The 16,810-nt window shown below is 58.3% G+C and carries 17 protein-coding genes; 5 read left to right on the top strand and 12 right to left on the bottom strand.

Annotation, left to right across the window (positions count from 1 at the left end):
• Positions 1–183: 183 nt before the first annotated feature.
• Positions 184–489 (bottom strand): hypothetical protein, encoded by a 306-nt coding sequence (locus tag NITLEN_RS17855; protein WP_146216112.1) that lies wholly within the window; start codon positions 487–489, stop codon positions 184–186.
• A 385-nt stretch (positions 490–874) separates the two neighbouring features.
• Here NITLEN_RS17855 and NITLEN_RS05765 point away from each other — a divergent pair, with 385 nt between their 5' ends.
• Positions 875–2,398: a PAS domain S-box protein gene (locus NITLEN_RS05765; RefSeq protein ID WP_121988648.1), complete on the top strand. Its 1,524-nt coding sequence runs from the start codon at positions 875–877 to the stop codon at positions 2,396–2,398.
• A gap of 197 nt (positions 2,399–2,595) precedes the next feature.
• Positions 2,596–3,498: a hypothetical protein gene (locus tag NITLEN_RS05760; RefSeq protein ID WP_121988647.1), complete on the top strand. Its 903-nt coding sequence runs from the start codon at positions 2,596–2,598 to the stop codon at positions 3,496–3,498.
• A gap of 14 nt (positions 3,499–3,512) precedes the next feature.
• Here NITLEN_RS05760 and NITLEN_RS05755 read toward each other — a convergent pair whose 3' ends face one another.
• Positions 3,513–3,929, bottom strand: coding sequence for a hypothetical protein (locus tag NITLEN_RS05755; protein WP_121988646.1), 417 nt, complete (start codon positions 3,927–3,929; stop codon positions 3,513–3,515).
• A gap of 328 nt (positions 3,930–4,257) precedes the next feature.
• On the opposite strand from NITLEN_RS05755, the gene NITLEN_RS05750 reads away from it, so the two are divergent.
• Positions 4,258–5,343 (top strand): hypothetical protein, encoded by a 1,086-nt coding sequence (locus NITLEN_RS05750; RefSeq protein WP_121988645.1) that lies wholly within the window; start codon positions 4,258–4,260, stop codon positions 5,341–5,343.
• Between the two features lie 61 nt (positions 5,344–5,404).
• Here the strand turns inward: NITLEN_RS05750 and NITLEN_RS05745 are convergent, their stop codons facing one another.
• The 5 genes from NITLEN_RS05745 to NITLEN_RS05725 form a co-directional block, all read right to left on the bottom strand.
• Positions 5,405–6,349, bottom strand: a complete 945-nt coding sequence (locus NITLEN_RS05745; protein ID WP_181416664.1) for a tetratricopeptide repeat protein — start codon at positions 6,347–6,349, stop codon at positions 5,405–5,407.
• A gap of 28 nt (positions 6,350–6,377) precedes the next feature.
• Positions 6,378–7,124: an OmpA/MotB family protein gene (locus NITLEN_RS05740; protein ID WP_181416663.1), complete on the bottom strand. Its 747-nt coding sequence runs from the start codon at positions 7,122–7,124 to the stop codon at positions 6,378–6,380.
• A 258-nt stretch (positions 7,125–7,382) separates the two neighbouring features.
• Complete coding sequence (gene aepX / locus NITLEN_RS05735) at positions 7,383–9,017, bottom strand: phosphoenolpyruvate mutase (protein WP_121988642.1); 1,635 nt, start codon at positions 9,015–9,017, stop codon at positions 7,383–7,385.
• A gap of 119 nt (positions 9,018–9,136) precedes the next feature.
• Positions 9,137–9,559, bottom strand: a complete 423-nt coding sequence (locus NITLEN_RS05730) for a hypothetical protein (RefSeq protein ID WP_121988641.1) — start codon at positions 9,557–9,559, stop codon at positions 9,137–9,139.
• Positions 9,560–9,662: 103 nt separating this feature from the next.
• Entirely contained in the window at positions 9,663–9,929 is a 267-nt protein-coding gene (locus tag NITLEN_RS05725) for a GIY-YIG nuclease family protein (RefSeq protein ID WP_121988640.1), read from the bottom strand.
• Positions 9,930–10,067: 138 nt separating this feature from the next.
• On the opposite strand from NITLEN_RS05725, the gene NITLEN_RS05720 reads away from it, so the two are divergent.
• The gene (locus tag NITLEN_RS05720) at positions 10,068–11,012 is read left to right on the top strand and encodes an aldose 1-epimerase (RefSeq protein WP_181416662.1); all 945 of its coding nucleotides are present in this window, start codon (positions 10,068–10,070) and stop codon (positions 11,010–11,012) included.
• A 15-nt stretch (positions 11,013–11,027) separates the two neighbouring features.
• On the opposite strand, the gene NITLEN_RS05715 is transcribed toward NITLEN_RS05720, so the two are convergent.
• The 4 genes from NITLEN_RS05715 to NITLEN_RS18055 all read right to left on the bottom strand — a co-directional run bounded on the left by NITLEN_RS05715 (position 11,028) and on the right by NITLEN_RS18055 (position 13,642).
• Positions 11,028–11,576, bottom strand: a complete 549-nt coding sequence (locus tag NITLEN_RS05715; RefSeq protein WP_121988655.1) for a GNAT family N-acetyltransferase — start codon at positions 11,574–11,576, stop codon at positions 11,028–11,030.
• Positions 11,577–11,663: 87 nt separating this feature from the next.
• Positions 11,664–12,644 carry a hypothetical protein gene (locus tag NITLEN_RS05710; RefSeq protein WP_121988638.1) on the bottom strand — a complete coding sequence of 327 codons (981 nt, stop codon included), beginning with the start codon at positions 12,642–12,644 and terminating at the stop codon, positions 11,664–11,666.
• Between the two features lie 14 nt (positions 12,645–12,658).
• Entirely contained in the window at positions 12,659–13,408 is a 750-nt protein-coding gene (locus tag NITLEN_RS05705; RefSeq protein WP_146216111.1) for a hypothetical protein, read from the bottom strand.
• Positions 13,409–13,474: 66 nt separating this feature from the next.
• Positions 13,475–13,642: a hypothetical protein gene (locus tag NITLEN_RS18055; RefSeq protein ID WP_181416660.1), complete on the bottom strand. Its 168-nt coding sequence runs from the start codon at positions 13,640–13,642 to the stop codon at positions 13,475–13,477.
• Between the two features lie 204 nt (positions 13,643–13,846).
• Here NITLEN_RS18055 and NITLEN_RS05695 point away from each other — a divergent pair, with 204 nt between their 5' ends.
• Entirely contained in the window at positions 13,847–14,926 is a 1,080-nt protein-coding gene (locus tag NITLEN_RS05695) for a glycosyltransferase family protein (protein WP_181416659.1), read from the top strand.
• Between the two features lie 30 nt (positions 14,927–14,956).
• On the opposite strand, the gene NITLEN_RS05690 is transcribed toward NITLEN_RS05695, so the two are convergent.
• Positions 14,957–16,729 (bottom strand): tetratricopeptide repeat protein, encoded by a 1,773-nt coding sequence (locus NITLEN_RS05690; protein ID WP_121988634.1) that lies wholly within the window; start codon positions 16,727–16,729, stop codon positions 14,957–14,959.
• Positions 16,730–16,810 lie beyond the last annotated feature (81 nt).

Genomic DNA, 16,810 nt, shown 5'->3' with positions numbered 1-16,810 from the left:
AGGAACCATTTGTTGACTGTTGCTGCTGTCACGATCCTCTTAATGCGGAGTTGAGCAGTGTTGTCCGCGTGCAAGCAAAGTAAGATGTGAATAGGAATCCTGTTGCTGGTTCGAATTGGCTCATGGTGATGATCAACGCCGACGTGTTCTCCTGATACGATTGATCGGGGTTCTTTGCTGAGTTCACCGTCTGGTTGTGCTGCGTGAGTTAGCAAAGCAAATGCCGTCGCGTGTAATTGTGTTTTTCTTGCGAATAATCGAGTTGTGCTCTGGTGTGGACTCGTCTGGTGAATCCAAATGGATGCTGTATTGGCCCTGAACTGATTCACCCATTGCCTTGCGGTTATGAGGATGTGGGAGGGACCACTTCGACTGTTCAGAAGAAACGAAAGTGCTTCGAGTGGCAAGCAGAGGGAAGGATGGTCCTGGTTCAGAGAGGAATTTGTTCTTCTCCACCGCGCGGGCACAGAGAACAAAATCTTTGATCATGTAGAGCCTCGTTGTGATTGAACGTTCTAGATGGGGGCGGACGGTACCACTAGATTGGAGCCAATACGAGCCCCTCGTTCGGTCAGTGATAGAAGACCCTATAGCTAGGTATTAAAGGACCTAGATAGACTAAGTAGGCAAATAGATGTGAGTAAATATTTGGCTGCTGAGTTAGCTGGTCTCTTCGCAGATGAGATCTTGAAGGGGAGTCAGAATAAAGCGTTTTTCGGAGATTGTGGGCGTAGTTGTTGACCCTCCGTATTTCGTAACGCTTGAGGAATAGAAGAAGCGCAGAAACTGTTTGCTTTGAGCCCCGATTGCTTTCCTGGGAGCGATCCGTTCACAATCATGCTGGTTCCCGATTCACCCCGCATTCGGTGAAACCATGAACGTCGAGCGCGTTCCTCCCCACGTTTCTTCCATCCTCATTGCGGACGATGATCCGGATCTCTGCCTGGCTCTTGAGGACCATCTTCGTCATCTCGGTTATACAGTGCGCACTGTGATGTCGGGACGGGCGGCGCTGCATGAAGCCGAACAGGGTTCGTATGGGGCCGTGATTTTGGATCTGGGGCTGCCGGATCTAAGCGGGTTCGCGGTCCTTCGGGGACTGGAGGAATTGGACCCTCTCCTCCCGGTCATTGTCCTCACCGCATCCGCGCAGGAAAGTCACACCGTGGAATCCCTCCGTCGGGGCGCCTTTGCCTATATCACCAGACCCTACAACCGGGATGAGCTCAAATTCATTCTCCGTCAAGCGGTCGAGGTGCGGAAGTTGGTGCTCAAGATGATCCATGTCGAGCAAGCTCTGAGTGGGAGTGAAGCGCAGTTTCGCCATGTTGTCCAGACGGCGCCGGACGGGATTGTGCTCGCCGACGGCGACGGCAAGATTGTCTCATGGAATGCTGCTGCCGAACGGCTCTTCGGCCATGCAGAGGGTGAGATTCTGGGGCAGTCGTGGACCGCCATCATACCGACCCGATACCGGGAGGGTCATCGACTCAAGCTTGAGCCTGTCCAGGCCACCGGCGTGTCACCCCTGGCTGGTACAACGATCGAACTGCATGGCTTAAGGAAAGACGGAAGCGAGTTTCCCATCGAGCTGTCGCTCGGCACATGGAAATTCGGCGACCAGATGTTCATCTGCGGCATTGTGCGCGACATCACGTTGCGAAAAGAGGCGGAAGCGAAGCTTCAGCAGCAGCAGATTGAGCAACAGGTCCTTCTGGATCTCATTCCCGCCATGGTCTGGTACAAGGATTCACAGAATCGTATTCTGCGGGCCAACCGCCGCGCGGCCGAATCGATCAACAGGACGGTGGCGGAGGTTGAGGGCCAATCCACCTATGATCTCTATCCGGAGGAAGCGGAGCAGTATCATCAGGATGATCTCGCCGTCATTACCTCCTGTATGCCTAAACTCGGGATTGTGGAACTCTATGAAACGTCGCCGGGCCAAAAGCGCTGGGTACAGACGGACAAGGTGCCTTACTGTGATGCCCGGGGGAACGTGATCGGGGTTCTGGTGTTTGCTCAAGATATTACTGAGCGCAGGCAAGCAGAAACGGCGCTACAAGAAAGTGAACGTCAGTATCGACTCTTGATGGAGGAGGCTTCAGACGGCATTGTTGTTTTAGATCTAGACGGACATTTTAGGATGGTGAATTCGAAGGTCTGTGAAATGTTTGGGTACACGAGAGAGGAGCTGCTCCAACTTCATGTGAAGGACACCTATCTCCCCGCAGAAAAAGCCTTGGCGCAGCAACGCCTCGAACAGGTTCGCTATGACAAGCCCTTGCGTTTTAACCGATTGGTACAGCGAAAAGATGGGACTGTCATTCCGGTCGAAATCAGTGCCACGAAGATGTCCGATGATCGCTACTTTGCTATTGTACGAGACCTCGCATAACCGTTATTCGATCTGGTTCAGGTAGAGAGGAAGAAAGTGGCAAAACAACGATGAGTGGGTGCTGTGTTTTGGTCTTTCACAGAGGAGGGTTTGTCATGAACGGCGCGCTTGTAGTCGCGTTGTTCTCGGCATTCATGTTCGGAACCCCGCTCTATGCGCAAAGCTCTTGAGTGGGCGGGCTAAGAAGGGGCGAGGGTGTGTCATTGGGAATTCCTATCGGTTGTGGTCGGTGGTTGCCGGTTGTCTTCTGCACGGCTACAGCTCTGCTCGCGCTACAGTTGGTCGGTGTGTTCGAATCGGCCTGGGCTTTTGAGCCGTGGCAGCCGCAGGAACGGTGGCTGATTGAATCTGGTCGCGTGGCGCCATGGGCAAAACTTGGAACCACGGTGCTGGAGAACGCCGGGTTAGCGGGACAGGCCATTCTGGTCGAGGGCAAGGCGGTCACGGCGCCTCATTCCTTGGCCTGCGAGCAGGCGCAACATACGTTCATCGTCATGCCGGCTGAAGGGCTGTTTGAAGGGGGGCTTCCGGCTCCTGCGGGGCGGGCGGCCCGAGCGCTTGGCATGCCCTCCATGCCGGTCCTTACCTGGCGCATGACCTGTCTGAACGGATCCTTCGATTATCATCTGGTGTCGAAGCAGGGGGCGCTTCTAGGACTGGATCATGTGGTGTGGCACGTGCGACGGACTAATCTGGAGCTCTCGCCTGAGGCGGCCGTGCTTGAGCTTCTGCGTCAGCATATGACGCGAGACATGGCCTTTACCAAGGGCAGCGCGGCACGGAAGGCCTCTCTGTTGACCCAAAGTCTTACGAGAGCCATCGCCGGCTATTTCGCCCGGCCTATTCCTCGGGATGAGGTGCCGGTGATCGATGGCGATCCCTTTACCAATTCACAGGAGTATCCGTCGAGCTTTACCGTGGGAGCCGTTCTGCGTGTTGGTTCACGCGCGACGGTGCCTGTGCGGTTCGATGAGGAGGGCCGCTCTAAAGTGGTGGAGTACCGGCTGCAACTATCGGGCACGACGTGGCTGGTGGACGACCTGCATTATCCTGATGGGGTGACGTTTCGCGGGCTGGTGAAGCCCGCGAAGGGACGCTGACGCCTGGCCCGGGGTTATGCCGGCCATGGAAAACGGAGGCTCTGCGGTGTGTCCGCGCTCTGGTCGAATTGCCTCAGCTGGATAAAGATTTCAACTTCTTTCGGTATCCCGCCTTCCTGATACACGCGAAACTCGATTTGACGTTGATCGGTCGCTCTGGGTTCGAGCTTGTACCCCCAGAGGAAAAACGGCTTCCCTTGAGCGTCGGTTTCCTTGGCCTTGCTCGCAATCGCCGGAGCTTCAAGGGCAGCTCCCACTGTCTGCGTCGAGCGGATGCGCACCCGCCAGTTGCCTGAATCCTTGTCTGTTTCCTTGTAGGCGACGAAGGCGAAATCGCAATTCAATGGGGCATCGTAGACGGCGATATAACCGAGCGGGACATAGCTGTGGACCGAATTGTCAGGGGGCGTGTCGAGCAAGGGAGTTTCCATGAGTGTATCCTTTCGCCGATTTGAATGATGTGGTGATTGTCGTACAGGTGTGCGGTTGTTTTCAATCGGCCGTTTGGAGCGTGGGCGCGGTGATTCAGTATGGCGACAGTCTATTCTCTCGATGTCGCAGAGGATCCGGAGAGAGGCGGATGTGACAGGATGCTTCACCGTTCCTCTGCTTCTTCATGCGGCTGGCCACCTTTCTGCAATTGATGTGACTGCGTGGGCCTGTAATGAAGGATTGGGTTTGAGGACTGGTCTCGTGTACTGTTGGTGGTTGGCCGCCTCGGACAAAAGGCGAAGGGTCTGATTTCTTGGAGGTGCAGTGATGCGTTGCAATGTGATTCGATGTGTGATGGTGCTCGGGGTCGTGCTGACGGCAGCCACGGCGTTTGCCGAAGCGACGGCGTCCCGGGACTACGCGCTGGGCCAGCACGGCAGTCTCCAGCTCAATGTGCCTGTCTCCTGGAAAGACAGCGTCACGCAGCCGCCGAATGGGCTTCCGCCGACGATTGCCTTCGTTCCAGAGCGCGGGGCCGCGTTTCGAGTATTGCTTACGCCCATCTGGTCCGACCGTTCAGGGGCGGTGCTTCCGGTGGCTGCGGAGATTCGAAAGAAGGTAGAGCAGGCGGCGTCGCAGGCCAAGGCGCAAGCGATTGAATCCGACGTGGCCGTGGTGGAGATGACCGGCACGACCGGGCTCGGCTACCACTATGCGGTGACCGATCGGGACTCGAAGCCGGGCGAATTCAAGCGAATGAAACAGGGGATGTTGCGGGTGGGAGATTTGCTGGTGTCGTTCACGATCCTGTCCCAAGAGGCGTCGGATCCGGTCAATCAGCAGGCGATGGTGATGCTGGAGCGGGCGGCTCATACGGCCGGGAAGACCGGTGCGTCGGGGACGCAGGAGCATTCCGTGCGTTCGGATGCGCTTCAGATTACCTCGACCGAACAGGCACACGTGCTCACGGTTCCGGCGAGCCGCCTGGTCATGCGTCTTCCTCTCGGCGGTTTGTCGCTGACAAACAGTGCGATCGGAGGATCGACCACCAACCCGCGCTACTTTCATTTCCGGGACGATGCCAAACAGGTGATCATCTCCGGATGGTTCGAGTCCGACCAGGCGTTCCCCGGTCTCCAGAAGGTCTGGGCGGACGAGGTCACGGTGTCCAAGAAGAACGGACTCCCTGACGCGCAGCGCGTGGTGTTCGGCCGGTTGGGCAACTGGGAGACGATCGCCTATGAGCGTGCGGTTCCCAACATCACGAATTCCCATCTGCATGCCCATTGGGTGCAGGCGGGCACCTGGATCGACCTGCATGCGTCGCTGACGTCGAACGGGTCGAGCGAGGATGCCAGAGCCAAGCTCGAATCGCTTCTTCGCGCCATCGTGGTGAAGCAAAAGACTCCCTAACGCGCAGTTCCTCACCAGAAGAAGTCCGTGTTTGCGCGATCGGCCCGCGAGGGCGATGCCACTACTGCGTACTCTGTGCGGTGGAGAGTTCCCGAAGGCCAGCTTCAATCTGCGTCCGCCGATCAGACTGTTCCGGGGTGCTCGGTAGATACGCCAGGGCTTGGCGATATTCGCGTTCTGCTTCCGACGTACGTCCGGCCCGGCGCAAGAGTGTCGCATACTCGGCATGCAGCGCAGGGTCGCCGTGATGGACGGCCATGGCCTGGGCGTACTCGGCCAGGGCTTCGTCTACATCTCCTTGTTCCAGCAGTACCATCGCCAGATTGCGGCGAGCCATGAGATGGTCAGGCGCGGCAAGGAGGGCGGCCCGGTATTCAGCGACAGCACGTTGAGTATCCTGCCGGTCGTACCAGATATTGCCGAGATTGGTATGGGCTCCAGCGTGAGACAGATTCTGTGCCAGGACGAGTTCAAAATGGCGTTGTGCTTGATCCGGTCGTCCGACTTTCTTCAGCACGAGTCCGAGGTTGTATCGTGCGGATGGATGTTGCGGATTGATGCGAAGAATCGCGCTGAAGGGTTGAATGGCTCGGCTCGGGTCGTCTTGCTGGGCGTAGAGCAGGCCGAGCTGAAAATGGGCGTCCAGATGATCCGGCGATAGGGTGGAGACGGTCTCATATTCTGTGATGGCTCGTCGGCTGTTGTGCGCTTCCTCAAAGGCCCGTCCAAGCTGGTAGTGCGCCTCGACGAGGTTGGGGGCAAGGGCGACCGCGCGCTCTAGGACCTCGATAGCTCCTCCGGCGTTCTTCTTGTCCAGAAGCGCGAGGCCTTCACGAACCAGCGCGATTGCGGGGTCGGTATCAGGCTGGTTGCCTTCTGGTCGTGTCGGCTTGGCTGATTCCGTGCCGGGGGATGCGAGCGTGACCCAGCCGACTGGAACTCCCAAGACGGCAAGTGCCAGGAGTATGACGCGTATGCTGCGGACCCACCGGGGCGGAGCTGACATGGCGGTGTGTTTCTCTGCGATCATTCGCTTACGGATGTTCTTTCGGCGTAATCAGGATTTCGACGCGGCGGTTTTTCTTGCGGCTCTCTTCTGAGTCGTTCGGCAAAAGAGGTTGGTTCTCACCGAACCACTGGAGGGTCAGCCACGAGAGGGGGATTCCGCTGCGCTTCAATATGGCTGCGGCATTCGAGGCTCTGGCCTGAGACAGGGCCTGATTGTCTGTGAATCGATGGCGGAGCCGGTCTCGGATCGGTTTGTTGTCAGTGTGTCCCTGAATCGCTATCTGGATATTCGCCTCGTCTTGCAGAATCGCGCCGAGCCGCGCGAGAACGGTGGTGCCTTCTTCACTGATGCGATCGTCTCCGGATGCAAAGAGGACCCGATCGGATAACCGGATTCGGATGAACTCATTGAGAGAGGCCTCACGGGAGAGTGCCGCAGCTGCGTCCGTGGTGTTGTCGGCAGGTATGATCAACGGAGCGCCGTCGATATGGGCCGCCTGTGTGGCCGAGGGGAGGCGGACCTCATGCCGAACCTTGTGTGAATCGGCTGGCGCGAGCGTGGTTGTGCCGACCTTTCCTCGTTCCACGATGATGGAGCCGTTTTGAATCTCTGGTTTGAGTCGTTCGTAGATGTCGTCCCACATGGTGTGGAATTGGACCTCTTGGCTGACCGGCGCGGGAGTGGCGACGGGAGGCGGAGGGGCGCTGCAGCTTGTCAGCAGGACACCAAGGATGAATAACGTGGGTGCGGTGTGTGTGGTGCGGACAGCCATCGCGGGAGACTCCATTCCGTAGGGGAGATTGTCTATCCGGACAGGATGGTTGAGTCTGCCGGAGTGGGGATTATGCGGAATGGAATTCAGCCGGCACAATAGTACCTTCGTATGGGGCGGCAGTGGTTTGGACCGAGGGGAACAGGGGGTAAGGCTGGCAGGATGGTTCAGTCGAGGTTGGGTCGACGGCGATGGTTTCACATAACCGGTACTTCGTTTATACGGTAGTCCAAGTGGTTCTGGAAGTGGCTCCTGTGCTTAAAACTCTCCCGCCTGCACCACATCTTCCAGATTGTTGATGTCGAGCCAGTGCCCGACGGTGTAGAGGACCCGAATGGGCTGCTGGCGCTTGAGGAGTTCTTGTAACAGTTGAGGAATCGTGGCTTTGCGATTGCCGGGCTGCGCGAGCAGTTCGGTAATGATGGTGGTGATGAGCGTGGCGGCGGCCGGGGAGACCTTGAGGAAACCCATCCAGACGCCGTGGGTGTTGGATTCGGGGATCTTGTTGCCGAGCTGTTTGAGGTAGACCTTGGCGTTGAAGGCCCGTCGGGAGTTGGGGATGCTGCATTCGGCAAAGCCGCCGAGTCGGGAATAGCGGCTTTGTTCACGCCAGTTGCTGTCGATGAAGATGACGCAGTCATCCGACTCCTGGCAGAGAGACTGGGGAATGTATTTGTTGAACAGTACGTCGCCGTAGGAAACGATGGTGTGCTGTGCGCGGCCTTTGCGCGACTGGAGCGCTTTGAGCAGGGAAGCGAGTTCGCCGGTCTCGGCATACTCGTCATTGTCGACGTAGGTGAGATTGGGGAGGTTCACGGTTTCTTTTTTGTAGCCCCGGACGACGACGATGTCTTTGATGCCGACGGCGTTGTAGGCGTCGGCGATGTGGGTGAGGATGGGTGTGCCCTGGATCTTGACCATGGTCTTGGGCTGGTGTTCGGTGAGTTCGCCCAATTCGCTGCCGCGTGAAGCGGCCAGAACGATGGCGCAGGTATCTTCGGCGCCTCTCGGGAGATAGCGGTCTTCGGCCTCTTGCAGTTCCGCGGCGTTTTGCAGGCGGAAAATTTCCGACACCGGCGCGACTTTATCTTCGATGGACAAGAGATGTTCCTGTTCCTTCAACGTGCGGGCAGTCTTCTGCATAGCCGTGACGGAGCTGCGGAGCAGATGGTTGGCCCAGATCACGATCGAGAAGTTGTGTTGCCGAAACACATCGGTCGGCGTGGCGTAGTATTTCGTCGGCACGATTACGACCGGGCAGCGATTGCCCCATTCCTGCTTGAACGCCAGGATTTCATCGGGCACGGCCAATGCGCTGTGGATGAGAATGCCGTCGGCGCCGGCTTGGCGATAGGCTTCGGCGCGGCGCAGCGCTTCGGCGAGCCCCCAGCCGCAGATGAAGGATTCGACCCGGGCAATGATGGAAAAGTTTGGGTCGCTCTGCGCGTCTTTGCCGGCTTTGATCTTGCCGCAGAACTCGTGCATATCCGCCATGGGTTGGGCGTCGCCCTTGATGAAACTATTCGTCTTAGGGAAGAGCTTGTCTTCGATGCAGACCGCGGCGATCTTGCGCTGCTCCAACTTGCGGACGAGGCGCTGCATGTTGTTGAAGTTGCCGTAGCCGGTATCGCCGTCGAGGAGAATTGGAATCGTGGTCGCGTCGGACATGAACTCCAGGGTTTCGAGCACCTGCGTCCAACTGGCTTCGTTGTTGTCGCGCACGCCGAATTGGGCCGAGATCGACAGGCCGCTGGCCCAGATGCCTTTAAAGCCGGCTTCCTGGACGATCTTGGCGCTCAGACCGTTGTGGGCTTCACAGATGAATTCCAGCTGGTCGGAGAGGAGGAGGTTGCGAAACTGCTTGGTGGTGCTGAGACCGGGTGTCGAGCTCATGGATTTCCTTCCTTGTACCGGCCGGAATACAGTATCGGCATCGGTCAGGAAGGATACCGGTTTTCCCGAGAGAAATCACGCGGCCTTTTGCGGCGTCGACCCTCGCGGAGTCTTCTTGTTCAGCCGCCGGTCCCGTCTCTGAATTCCACTCGGTCCAATTTCTCAAAGAACGCGCCGACACCGGGCCCCAGCTGTTCTTCGAGCTGTGGATCATTATCCAGAACTGTTCTGGCAAAGCCCACGATCAAGAGAATCCGGCGGACGGCTTCCTGGGGCGTGAGGGTGAGGTCAGATCTGACGGCTCGCGTCTGAATCGCGATCTCGGCGAGAAGGGTATCCTGCTCTTCATGGAGGGCCGCATAGGTCCCTGACGCCCGCGCTTGGTGATGTTGCTGCCTGGCCACTTCCGCGAGGGCGCGCAGGGCTCGCTCTACGGCTTGGGCCGTGTCTTCAGGTAAACGATCGCGCAGGCGGGCTGGTACGACGGAGCCCGGTTCCAACAGTGATTGGACGATCTTGGCAAGCGAGAGTAAGTGCGGCATGTACGGGCTCCTGAATAAAATCTCTTAGGCACTATGCCATGGGAGCAGCACCTAGGCTAGAGCCCAACGGCAATAGAGACGGCCACCTGGGGACCGGCGCTGGTTACGTCAGGCTCACCGCCTGTTGCTTGTATGAGTCAATGAGCGTCAGCTTGCCGGATCGGTTCAGGGACTTGATCGCGGCTTCCCGCCGTAACGCGTCCCCTCGTGAGGCGACGGTCTCGGTATAGCGAAGGATCAGTGGTCTGCGCGGTTTGGTGTACTTGGCGCCTTTGCCGGCGGCATGAGCGGCCATCCGCTTCTCCAGATCGCTGGTGACTCCGGTATACAGGCTCTTATCGGCACATTCGACGATATACACAAGCCACATGCTGTTGTTTCCCGGTTCTCCGCGAGGGGCGGGGTCCACTGTACGACAGGTATCTTGCCTATCGGCGGCGGCAAATGAAATAGGCCGGTATGATGAGTGCTCCGCTCAATGCTATACTCCGGTTCCATGACGATGACTATGACTCCCGACACAGAGATCCTGCTGTCCTTCGGCAACCAGCGGGCGATTGTTTCCCCCTGGGGCGCGTCACTACGCCGGTATTTTCTGGTGGAAGCCGACGGCAGCGAGATGGACATCGTCTGGGGCTATTCTGGTGGCAGTCACAAGAAGGGCGGGCAAGGGGATGTGCTGATTCCGTTTCCCGGCCGCATCGCGGCAGGCCGTTATACATTCGACGGCGAGCCGTTTCAGCTCGAACGAAACGATAAGGAAGGTCCCAACGCGATTCACGGTTTTGTCCGGACCTTGCCGTGGCAGGTGTCTCGTTCGGAAGCGAGCTGCGTCAGTTTTGATGTTCGCCTTGAGGCGGAACAATACGGCAGCAAGGGCTATCCGTTTTCACTCATGCTCCAAGTCACCTATGGCTTAGACGAAACGGGATTATCCTGCTCGTTCACTGTGCAGAATGCCGGGACGCGCCCCGCGCCGGTCGGGGTGGGGTTTCATCCCTACTTCACGGTGGGCACTCCATTAATCGACGAAGCCGAAACCAGGATTCCGGCCGCGGGTTTTCTGGAATTCAATGACCAGCTCACACCGACGGGAACGATTCTCCCCGCAACAGGCACCGAGTGGGATTGTCGAGACTTTCGCCGGATCGGCGAGAAGAAGTTCAATCATTGTTACGTGCAACTCGATCGCGATGCGGAGGGAATGGCGACGGCCTCGCTGCGTCACGCCGGAAGTGGCCGGGTAATTGAGGTAACGATGGACCGTTCGTTCTCCGCCATTGTGGTGTACACCGGGGATGCGATTGCCGATGCGCCGCGCCGCGCGTTCGCCATTGAACCGATGACCTGTGCATCGGATGCCTTCAATCATCCTGAGTGGGGGTTGAAGCGCCTGCCTCCCGGCGAACAGTTTTCAGGCCGCTACACGATCCGCCATCGGATCGAGCTCTGATCTACCCGTCGTTTCTCAGGTGCGCTCCATGAATTCCCGCTTCAGCATGCCGTAGAGTTCGAGATCGACAGGTCTGCCGAAGCGGACGTAGTGTTCTCGCATCCGGCCTTCGTAGGTCATCCCTACTTTCTGTAGAACTCGCCCCGATGCCGCGTTGCCCTGAAAGTGCGGGCTGTAGATGCGGTGCAGATTCAATTGCATAAAGCCGTAGTGCAGGACCGCGCCCACGGCTTCGGTCCCGTAGCCGTGATTCCAGTAGGGGACACCGAGCCAGTAGCCGAGTCGCGCGTGCTGGTGGATTGAGACAATGTCTAGGCTGATGGATCCGATGAATGTCGCATGGTCAGCAAGGGTGATGGCGAAGCTGACGGCGGTGCCGCTCTCATGGGCCTGTTCCTGGTCCACGATCCATTGCTCGGCCATGCCGTCTTCGTATGGATGCGGAAAAAATGTGCCGGCGGCGACTTCTTCGGCTCCTGCGAGTTGCTGTATGTTGGGAGCATCCGAGAGGTGAAACGGCCGAAGGAGCAGCCGTGCGGTCGTAAGGGAAGGGACGGCAGCCATGGTGTGATCGTCTCGGGTCATCCGATGGGGAGCAGGCCCCTGCGCCTGGTGCTTCCCTCCATCAAGCCGGGGGCCGGAAGCCGTCCGCTAGAACCCTAATTCTTTTTCGAGATCGGCCTTCTTCTTGTCGAACTTTTTCTGATCGGCCGCGCTTTGCTCCGTGATCGCCTCTTTCAGCTTATTCCCGGTCTTTTCCATGGCGCGCTGGGATTCCTCGCCCTTCTTCTTGAGCTGGGCGGCGATTTCTTTCCCCTTGGGAGAGCCGGAGAATTCATAGTAGAGGGTGGCATTCATGTGGGTAAACGTGGGGTCGGAGCGCTTCATGATGGTGTCGCCGCGCTGGTCGGCTCGATCCTTCGCGGGCTTGTCGCCCCCCGGCGCATAGGTCATCCATTCTGCGGCCGTTCTCAGTTTTTGGAGAGAACTCATGGTCGACACCGAGACGTCTGCCGCGCTGCCGGAGAGGCCCGGCGCGTCTTTCTCCTCGGCCTTCATGAGCCGGTCGGCGTTCGTCGATGCGATTTTCGTCAGCTCCTGGCGATAGGCCGGTGGCGAGACATAGGGCGGCTGTTCTCCTGTGCGGGGGTCTCGTGAGCCGGCGGTACGGCCTTGGTCGATGGCCCAGGCTATTTTGAATAATTGCAGATCTTCCGGTTTCAGGTGCATGGCCTTCAGCATGACCCGGTTGGCTTCCGGATAGTCTCCGATGGCGTCGAAATAGCGAAAGGCCGACGTGTGTCCATCCGGTCGCACCGGCTCAGGGGAGTAGAAGACCCCCTTCGCTTCGGCGGTTTTGGCGAGGTCTCGCCCGAGCTTCGTCAGATTTGCCTTGGCCGTGGCCATGGCGGTCTTATCGTACCGATCAATACAGTCGTTGTTCATAATGGATCGGTAGGCGATGAACAGAGCGGCCGGTTGTCCTGACGATTCCGCCTTGCGCAGCGCGGCCACCTGAGCCTTGGCCGCTTTTTCTTCCTCATCGCCCAGGCAGATATCGTCCGCGCGGACAGCGGGAGCGGCAAGAACCAGGAAGATGGCGGTATAGCCGAATATTCTGCGTAGGTGCATCGTAGGATTCTCCCTTACCGGCCGAAGATGCCCTTCAGCATCTTATTCATGTCCACGGGGCTGTCACTCTCGGCGGGTTTGCTCCGGCTGCTCTCTTTCGCCGGCCGTTTCTCTTTGGGCCGCTCGTCTCCCGCGTTCTTCATCATTTCGTCCAGGTTGGGCATGCCCCCCTGGCCCATCATGGCGCCCATGTCGTTCTTGGTGTAGCCGGCGGGGATTTCAAACAGGGCCGGATCCTGTTTCCCGATCTTGAGGTTCGTCAGCTCACTGAACATGCGGATCTTCTTATCGCCTTCCTTTGAAAGCAGATCCATTCTCACGGTGATGCCTTCGCGGCTTGTCCAGAAGAATCCGCCGAATTTGTTCCCGTCTTTTTTTACCGCGATGATTTTTGATTTTGTTGTCTTGATTCCATTAATCGTTTCTTCTCCGACGTCCTTCTGTTCGAGAATCTCCAAGTCTTCCATGCCGCCCGCGTTGGACTGGGCCAGCGGCAATTCCATATACATGTCGCCGAACAGCTGCCACATGACATTCTTATCCCTGCGCATAATCATGATGCTGCCGTCCGCGCCGCCCATCTCTGTCCGATCCTTGTCGGGGGTGTGGTAGACGCGGGATTTCATGCTCATACCACCGTCCGATTCCATCGTGCTGTCGGCTGAATATTCGACGTGTGATTCACGGACCGGCGAGGCGGCCATCGCTGCCGAGGGCAGCAACATGCCTATCACCAGTAGCATGGCAAGACGAGCTGGGGTCATGATCGTTTCTCCTTATCGGCGTGCAAAAGGTCAATGCGCGAAGGCTAGCGAGAATCAGATGATGAGTCAATAGGGGCGCACGCGGGCATGCGAGGCGGGATGCCGGTTTCCCGGGAGGAGCACGCCGTGCCAATTAAGGGGCGTCGGCAGCCGATTATGGCTGTCGTGATGGGGGCTCGGAAGAATTTGCCGGAGAAGGAACCGTTTGGCCGTCAGGGTAGGCAAGACATTCATGCGGTGATGAGTCCCCTTGAGCGAGAGAGGGCCCCGTCGATCGGAATTCGCCCGCGAAGGGAGAATTCTCAAGTTCGCCGCGGTTCTAGCCGATTGAAGAACTAGCAGCAACGGTCACTCATGCTCGCGGTAGAGTTTCCCGCTGCCTCATTATCGGCACAGGGGACTGCTAGACCACCCGGCAGTCACGATCATCGAGTCACTATGAAGATTTTGCATCTCGGGAACGCCTACTTTCTAGAATCGTTCCGGCAGCTCGGTCATGATGTGAAATGGGCCGGGTACCATCGGACAGCCGATGTCCCGCTTCTGCGCTCGTTGCTTGACGCCAAGGATCTGCTGGCGCGCCTTCCATCCAACTGGTTCCCGGATCTGATTGTGCTGGGGGATGAAAGCACCTATCCTCTGGTGCTGGGGCTGGAAGCGATTCCGGTGCCGGTGGTCTGGTATGTGATCGATTCGCACATCCATTTTAGTTGGCATCTCCACTACGCGACGGCCTTCGATGCGATCTTTGTCGCGCAGAAGGACTGGGTGCCAGCCTATCAACTTGACGGAGACCGGCAGCATGTCTCGTGGATGCCGTTGTTCTGCCACCGGTCGCAGGACCAGGATCGTGGATTCGCCAGAGACATTCCGCTGTCGTTCATCGGCACGCTCAATGCTGCCAGAAACCCCGATCGCGTCGACCTGATCCGGCGTCTGCAGACTCGGTATCCGGTGGTGGTGCAGTCCGGGCCTTATCTTGAGACCTTCAACCGATCGATGCTGGTGTTGAACCAATCCGTCGCAAACGACGTAAACTTTAGGACATTCCAGGCCATGGCCTGCGGCGCATTGCTGCTGACGGAGCGTGTGGGGAACGGGTTCGACGACTTATTCCAGGACCGGACGCATTGCGTGCTGTATGAGAAGGGGAATGTCGATCGTATCGTTGAGCTCACCGACTATTATCATGCGCATCCAGCCGAGCGGAAAGCCATCGCCCGGCAGGGGCACGACACCGTCATGGCGGCTCATACCAGCTTGCACCGGGCGCAAGCCCTGCTGGACATGATCGCCCGGCAGCCGCTCCATGAGTATGTCGCCAAGCGCCAGCTGCGTCAGGCGCCGATTCGCTGGTCTCTGGCATCGGTCTATGAGAGCGCAGCGCGCACCTATGGCCAGGCAGGGGCGCGAGCTGAAGAGGATATACGGCGGCGGCATTTCCTGGAGATGTCAGAGGGCTATCACGCCTTGGCCCAGACGATCCGGAGCCAACTCGATCCTCTCGTCGCAGCGTAGTTCTGGTTCTCGAAGCTTGGGTTGAGCGGGTTATTCAACCGACCGTAGTGGGTTGATAATCCTGAATCGCACTTCGTCGGCTTGCGTGTAGGCGGAGGTCCGTTCTCCGGCGAATAATCCACAGCGGTAGAGGCCCGGGGCCCATCCTGTTTTGGGCGCAGAGAGACGGAAGTAGCCGGACTGGTCATTCATGGCCATCATCACCTGGTCCTGCGCGACGGGCGTGGCTTCGCCGGTGACTTCGGCGAGTTCCAAAAAACATTGCGCGGATAGTGGCACGGCGTCATACGAGGCTGAGACGAGTCCGAATACCAGATAGATGTCCGGTTGCGTGACGGGGAAGGTGTCATTCGGATTCAGCGGAATGAATTCGTGCGCGCCGGTTGGGTAATCGTCGCGGATGACTTTGCCGGACGAAATGACGAAGCGAAACCAGCTGAAGTCGGCGTCGCGGCCCATGAGCGAAGCTTGCGAGTCCAACGGTTTCTGTGGTGTCAGCCGTTCCAGCGCCTTTTCAAACAGGGCTTCCTCCGCCAGTGCCGCGGCCGGAGATTTCACGCCGGACGGAGCGGGGACCGCCGCCGCTTCGGCGGTGCTCATCCGGGCTAATTCAGGGACATGCGGGCGAATCTTGTCGAGCCATCGGGCGAGTTTGTCTTTTGCGAGTACGCGTGTGCCGGCAGGCAGTTGGACGTCTTTGTTGTTTTGTTCAAACTCGACGGCGGTGTCGTAGAGCGTTTGGAAATGTACGAAGGCGTCTTCCCACTGTTCTAATTCCACCAGACACTGGCCCATCCGAAAGACGGTATCCGCGTAGTCGTCTTCGCTGGGGTTCATGTTGAGCACGTTTCCAAAGATGGCCAGCGCATCCTTGCATCGGCCCAGCTGCATGAGGGTCAGCCCGAGTTGATGGGTGGCCAGCGTGTCTCTGGGGTTGAGAGTAACAATCCGCCGGTAGATCGGCTCGGCTTCTTGGAAATGACCGGTCGAGAACAGCCTCCAGGCATCGGCGCGAATGGCGGCCCATTCTTTCAGCTGTTGCTCGGTCGCATCCGGTGTCAGCGCCGGAGTAAAGCGGCGGCCTCGTTCCATCGACTCGTAATGTTGCGCGAGTTGGTTCTTGGCCGGGAGCTCCAACGGAGAGCCTGGGGGCGCCGTGGCAATGACGTATTGCACGTCGGCATCGGCGCCGCGATAGTCTAAAACATCGAAGCGCGCGCGCGCCATCGCAAGTCTCCACCCCAGTAACCCCGGCGCCAGGGCTACCGCGTGCTGATAGGACTTCAGCGAATCCTCCAGGCGGTCGAGCTTGCGCAGTTCCTGAGCCAGCCGCAGATGGACCAGCGGATTCTGAGGGTCGATCTCCGCAATGCGTTGCAGTTCGGCAAGGGATTCCTCCGCCTGGCCCCAGTGCATCAAGACACTCCATTTGGCCCAGCGGATGTCCAAGGCGGTCGGTTGTTGGGCGAGGGCGGTCTCGTAAGCCTGCACGGCTTCCTGAGGGCCGCGGGCGGCGGCCAGAATATCGCCGCGCAGTTTATGGAGCGTGAGCGCTTCAGGATGGCGATGAATCCCTTCTTTGAGCAAATCGAGTGCTGGTATCACTGCCCCGCTATCCCACACCGCTTTGGCTTGTTCCGCTAGGCGCTCAGGAGATAGTGGTTGTGGATCCTGGGCCCAGGAGGCAAGGGGTGTCGCGAGGATCGCTGTGAACCAGACGATCTGAAGTACGATTCCGTATCGGCATCGGATCAAGGGGGAGGTCTGAAATCTATGCCCTACGATCGCGCGCTGTTCGAACATTCTGCTCCTCTAGCCTGAAGGTCGATGCTTCAAGATACACGGGGATTCTGTAATACACCACTGTGGGTGGCAGGATCGAAA

Origin of the sequence: Nitrospira lenta, assembly GCF_900403705.1 — a bacterium.
In the GTDB taxonomy this organism is placed as follows: Bacteria; Nitrospirota; Nitrospiria; order Nitrospirales; family Nitrospiraceae; genus Nitrospira_D; species Nitrospira_D lenta.
This window is presented reverse-complemented; position numbering and strand designations above follow the sequence as displayed.

What these genes read in the sequence shown, in the direction of transcription:
- NITLEN_RS17855 (WP_146216112.1), bottom strand. Translation starts at nt 489, where the DNA reads ATGATCAAAGATTTTGTTCTCTGTGCCCGCGCGGTGGAGAAGAACAAA.
- NITLEN_RS05765 (WP_121988648.1), top strand. Translation starts at nt 875, where the DNA reads ATGAACGTCGAGCGCGTTCCTCCCCACGTTTCTTCCATCCTCATTGCG.
- NITLEN_RS05755 (WP_121988646.1), bottom strand. Translation starts at nt 3,929, where the DNA reads ATGGAAACTCCCTTGCTCGACACGCCCCCTGACAATTCGGTCCACAGC.
- NITLEN_RS05750 (WP_121988645.1), top strand. Translation starts at nt 4,258, where the DNA reads ATGCGTTGCAATGTGATTCGATGTGTGATGGTGCTCGGGGTCGTGCTG.
- NITLEN_RS05745 (WP_181416664.1), bottom strand. Translation starts at nt 6,349, where the DNA reads ATGTCAGCTCCGCCCCGGTGGGTCCGCAGCATACGCGTCATACTCCTG.
- NITLEN_RS05740 (WP_181416663.1), bottom strand. Translation starts at nt 7,124, where the DNA reads ATGGCTGTCCGCACCACACACACCGCACCCACGTTATTCATCCTTGGT.
- aepX (WP_121988642.1), bottom strand. Translation starts at nt 9,017, where the DNA reads ATGAGCTCGACACCCGGTCTCAGCACCACCAAGCAGTTTCGCAACCTC.
- NITLEN_RS05730 (WP_121988641.1), bottom strand. Translation starts at nt 9,559, where the DNA reads ATGCCGCACTTACTCTCGCTTGCCAAGATCGTCCAATCACTGTTGGAA.
- NITLEN_RS05725 (WP_121988640.1), bottom strand. Translation starts at nt 9,929, where the DNA reads ATGTGGCTTGTGTATATCGTCGAATGTGCCGATAAGAGCCTGTATACC.
- NITLEN_RS05720 (WP_181416662.1), top strand. Translation starts at nt 10,068, where the DNA reads ATGACTCCCGACACAGAGATCCTGCTGTCCTTCGGCAACCAGCGGGCG.
- NITLEN_RS05715 (WP_121988655.1), bottom strand. Translation starts at nt 11,576, where the DNA reads ATGGCTGCCGTCCCTTCCCTTACGACCGCACGGCTGCTCCTTCGGCCG.
- NITLEN_RS05710 (WP_121988638.1), bottom strand. Translation starts at nt 12,644, where the DNA reads ATGCACCTACGCAGAATATTCGGCTATACCGCCATCTTCCTGGTTCTT.
- NITLEN_RS05705 (WP_146216111.1), bottom strand. Translation starts at nt 13,408, where the DNA reads ATGACCCCAGCTCGTCTTGCCATGCTACTGGTGATAGGCATGTTGCTG.
- NITLEN_RS18055 (WP_181416660.1), bottom strand. Translation starts at nt 13,642, where the DNA reads ATGAATGTCTTGCCTACCCTGACGGCCAAACGGTTCCTTCTCCGGCAA.
- NITLEN_RS05695 (WP_181416659.1), top strand. Translation starts at nt 13,847, where the DNA reads ATGAAGATTTTGCATCTCGGGAACGCCTACTTTCTAGAATCGTTCCGG.
- NITLEN_RS05690 (WP_121988634.1), bottom strand. Translation starts at nt 16,729, where the DNA reads ATGTTCGAACAGCGCGCGATCGTAGGGCATAGATTTCAGACCTCCCCC.